This is a genomic window from Bradyrhizobium acaciae (genome assembly GCF_020889785.1).
GTDB classification, from domain to species: Bacteria; Pseudomonadota; Alphaproteobacteria; order Rhizobiales; family Xanthobacteraceae; genus Bradyrhizobium; species Bradyrhizobium acaciae.
In genome coordinates this window covers 1-3,960 of sequence record NZ_JACMYK010000262.1, presented here as the reverse complement: position 1 = coordinate 3,960, position 3,960 = coordinate 1, and the positions used below count along the sequence as shown (strand labels likewise).

Genomic DNA, 3,960 nt, shown 5'->3' with positions numbered 1-3,960 from the left:
CAACGGCGCGAAGCGCGTCGCCGCCAAGGCCACAGGCCTCCGGCTTGCTGGCGACAGGCTGATCGCCGTGGTCACCGAGAGCGGCGAGATCGCCTGCGATGCGGCGGTGGTTGCCGCCGGCGCGCGCTCGAAGCAACTGACTGCATCGATCGGCGATCCACTGCCGCTGGAAACCGAGCGCGGCTATCACGTCATGATCGAGAATCCGGAATCCGGACCGCGCAGTTCGATGATGGCCTCGGATGCCAAGATGGTCGTCAACTGGACCGACAAGGGCCTGCGCGCCGCCGGCACGGTGGAGATCGCGGGGCTCGACGCCGAGCCGAACTGGAAGCGCGCCGAGATTCTGCGCGAGCATCTGCTCGGCATGTTCCCGAAACTGCCGAGGGATATCCCGCCATCACGGATCAAGACCTGGTTCGGCCATCGCCCGAGCATGCCCGACGGACGGCCCTGCATCGGCCATGCGCGCGCTCGCGCGACGTGGTCTATGCTTTCGGCCACGGCCATGTCGGCCTGGTCAGCTCGGCTCGCACCGGCCGGCTGGTCGCGCAGCTCCTCAGCGGCAAGGCACCCGAAATTCCGCTTCAGCCGTTCGCGCCGTCACGTTTTCTATAGGAAGAAGCCTCAGCTGTCGCCGGCCCAGGCCGTGATCACCGCCGGCGCGATCACGCGTCTCGGCATATGCGGATTGATCGTGCCGGCGCTGACGTCCTGCGTCTGAATGAGCAGGGTGCGCGCAAACGCCTTGGCATCCTCTTCGGTCGTGAAGGTACGGGTCTGGCGCGCGAAGCGGTGGTGTCCGGCGTCAGGGCTTCTCACGGCGAACGAGACGTACCAGATGGCCTTGTCCGACTTCATCGCGCAGCTCTGGCGGCAGTGGTTCGCCCGCGCGATCGCGGCGTCTTGTCCGATGCTCGATATGCAAAAAGTGCCAAGAGAAGAATCCTGAAATACAACAGACGACGGCCAACGAGCTCCACGGTGGGCAGCTGACGCTACAGGATCGGCACGGATACCGATACTGGCGGTATAGTACCGCTCAACCGATGGATGAATGACAATGCGGCGCTGCGACGATGGTTCCTAGGATCCGATGCCGCGCTCTTCCAGTGACTTGAGTCACTTCTCGGGGAGCGCAATCAGGCTGCACGGAGCCTGTGAGGTTCAAGCATCTCGTTAATCAGAACATGGCCGGCTTTGACCCATGCCAGGAGTCACGCCTTCGGATGATCCATCGCGTGGTGACGTCATGAGCATTGAGACACCCACGCATCTCGCGTCAGTCGATAGAGAACTTGCCGACGCAATGGGTTATCTTCCGGGATGCGAGGGTGGTCAAAATCCTCTGCGTTGTCGTGGCGCATCCCAAGCTTGGCCATCAGCCGTCTGGATCGAACGTTTCGAATGCTCGCATGCGCCACGACCTCCGCGAGACGAACCTCTTCGAAGCCAAACTGAAGAGACGCTTGCGCAGCCTCCACCGCAAACCCCTGTCCCCAGAACGGCCTCGCCAGCCGCCAGCCGACTTCGACAGCGGGCGTGAAGCGGGCGACAAAGCCGATCCGCAGTAGTCCGACGGCTCCCATGAATACGCCGGATGCTCTCGATTCAACGGCCCACATGCAGAATCCGTGAGAGGATTGATGGCTGGTCTGGAAGTCGATCCAGGCGTCGGAGGCGTCCCGCGATGCGAGCGGGCGGAGATATTCCATGACGTCGGCATCCCCAGACATCGCCGCAAACGGCGGTCTGTCTGAATCGATCCATGGGCGGAGGAGGAGCCTTGGTGTCAACAGCTGCATCCGGCTCTGCCTCGGCTCAGCGGTAACGGGTCAATGAAGCCATCGATCATGCGTCGCGCAATCCCGACTGCCCGACACTACGAATAATTCCATGTGGCGTCACTCCGCTCTCCTGGCCGCTCCCGGGAATTGCAGGGGAGCGCGACGCTGCGAGTTACGCGCCATCCATGCTCGATCAATTCGTTCGGCTTTTCAGAATTTAACTTGACGGCGGACCCAACTCAGATGTTCAATGCGCCCGTCTCGCCCGATCGAGGGGCGCTTCGCGATCGTCACGAACGCGGGTCGAGATGCGGTGGACGCGGATCGCGCAGTCGACGAATGCGCATGAAGCGGACGGCGAAATCGTGCAGGCCTGACGCCCTAGTGGTAGGTGTCCTCTCGCAAAACGCGTAAGCGTTTTTGCGAGGGCGGTGACAACAAAGCCCAGTCTCGCCGGGGAGAGCACGTATAAGCCGTAACCCATCGCGCAGGGAAAGCCGGGTTGTTTCCGGTTACACCTGTGGTCCTACCCCCGAGCTTTCTATCCAATGCTCGGGGCCCATGGGTGCGATCGGCACCCGGCTTTCCCTGCGCCCTCTATGAGCGAGGGTGGAACGAAGAGCAAAGCTCGGACAAATCATGTCGCGAGAACGCGGATGTATGCACGCGTTATGTATGCACGCGTTAGCCGGCCGGGCCGAGTGTCTTCATCGCTTCCGCGACGATGACCTCGCCGGCCTCCTGCACGAAATGCCCGGCGTCAGGCAGTTCAAGCGGCGGTGGACAGTTTCGGATCACCTGCCGCAATCGGCTCATCACCGGCGGCCCGAGCACCGGGTCCTTCATGCCGACAGCCATGAAGCTTTGTCCGGTCCACTGCTGCGACCAGAAATCGCGCGCGCGCCGCGAAAGCGCCGCGCCACCAGCGTCCGGCTGGTCCGGTACCAGATTGGGAAAGCGCCGGACGCCGGCCTTGTACCGCTGGTCCGGATAGGGCGCGGCGTAGGCGGCAGCTTCCTCGTCTGCAAGACCGGGGACCGCTCGCTGCATCAAGGCCGCGATGTCCATGTCCGGGCTGCGATTGGAGAAGGCCCGCCATGCGAGAAACCCTTCGCCGAGCGGCAGGTCACCGGTGCCGAGCATCGTGTTCATCACAAGCAATCGATCGAAGCGATCGGTCATGTCCATGGGTATCGTCAGTCCGATCAATCCTCCCCAATCCTGGCAGACCAGCATGACGCGGCGCAGATCGAGCGCCTCGATCAGCGATATCACCGCCGATCGATGGAAGTCGAAGGTGTAGATGTCTTCGTCGACGGGCTTGTCGGAACGACCGAAGCCGAAGAAATCCGGCGCGATGACGCGAAATCCTGCGGCGAGAAGCGGTGGGATCATCTTTCGATAGAGGTAGGTCCAGGTCGGCTGGCCGTGCAGGCAAAGCGCCACCGGCGCGGTCTTCGGTCCCTCGTCGAGATAGTGCATTCGCAACGGGCCGATCTCGATGTAGCGCGGCGCGAAGGCAAATCCGGGCAATTCGGCGAAGCGCCCGTCCGGTGTTCGAAGCGTCTGCATGTCTCTGCCTTTTCGATTCGCCATTCGATCGTGCAAGGACGCCGAGCGGAGCGTACCTTGCCGCTCCCGCTAACCGATCCGCACCACCATCTTGCCGAGTGCGGCACGGGTCTGCATGGTGGTGAACGCCGCGCGGAAATCCTCAAACGCGAACACCTTGCCGACCACTGGCGTCAGTCGGCCGTCGTTCAGCCACGCCGACAATTGCGTCATCACGCGCGCCTGCGCCTCGGGTTCGCGGCGCGCGATCTGGGCGGCGTCGACGCCGATCAGAAGACCGCCCTTCAACAGTGGCAGATTGAACGGCAAAGCGGGGATCTGGCCGGCCGCAAAGCCGACCACGACATGGCGGCCGTTCCAGGCGATCGAGCGGAACGCCTGCAGCGAGACCTCGCCGCCGACCGGATCGAAGATCACGTCGGGGCCATGGCCGCCGGTCGCGTCCTTCAGCGCGTCGCGCCAATCGGGTTTTGTGTAGTCGACGGTCGCATCAGCGCCGAAGCTTGCGGCGAAGCTGCGCTTCTCCTCGGTCGAGGCCGCCGCGACGACGCGTGCGCCGAGCAGCTTGCCGACCTGGATCGCGGCGATGCCGGTGCCGCCG

4 protein-coding genes and 1 pseudogene are annotated in these 3,960 nt (G+C 63.4%); 1 reads left to right on the top strand and 4 read right to left on the bottom strand.

What is annotated here, in order from left to right; genetic code table 11:
- Positions 1-618 (top strand): annotated as a pseudogene (locus H8A92_RS39820) (NAD(P)/FAD-dependent oxidoreductase); the annotation flags it as partial.
- Between the two features lie 9 nt (positions 619-627).
- Here the strand turns inward: H8A92_RS39820 and H8A92_RS41140 are convergent.
- The 4 genes from H8A92_RS41140 to H8A92_RS39805 form a co-directional block, all read right to left on the bottom strand.
- Positions 628-861 (bottom strand): hypothetical protein, encoded by a 234-nt coding sequence (locus tag H8A92_RS41140; protein ID WP_338026706.1) that lies wholly within the window; start codon positions 859-861, stop codon positions 628-630.
- 389 nt (positions 862-1,250) lie between these two features.
- The gene (locus H8A92_RS39815) at positions 1,251-1,805 is read right to left on the bottom strand and encodes a GNAT family N-acetyltransferase (RefSeq protein WP_229200714.1); all 555 of its coding nucleotides are present in this window, start codon (positions 1,803-1,805) and stop codon (positions 1,251-1,253) included.
- Positions 1,806-2,471: 666 nt separating this feature from the next.
- Positions 2,472-3,359, bottom strand: coding sequence for a haloalkane dehalogenase (locus tag H8A92_RS39810; RefSeq protein ID WP_229200713.1), 888 nt, complete (start codon positions 3,357-3,359; stop codon positions 2,472-2,474).
- Positions 3,360-3,428: 69 nt separating this feature from the next.
- Positions 3,429-3,960 (bottom strand): zinc-binding dehydrogenase (locus H8A92_RS39805; RefSeq protein WP_229200712.1); only part of this gene is annotated, 532 nt, incomplete at its 5' end.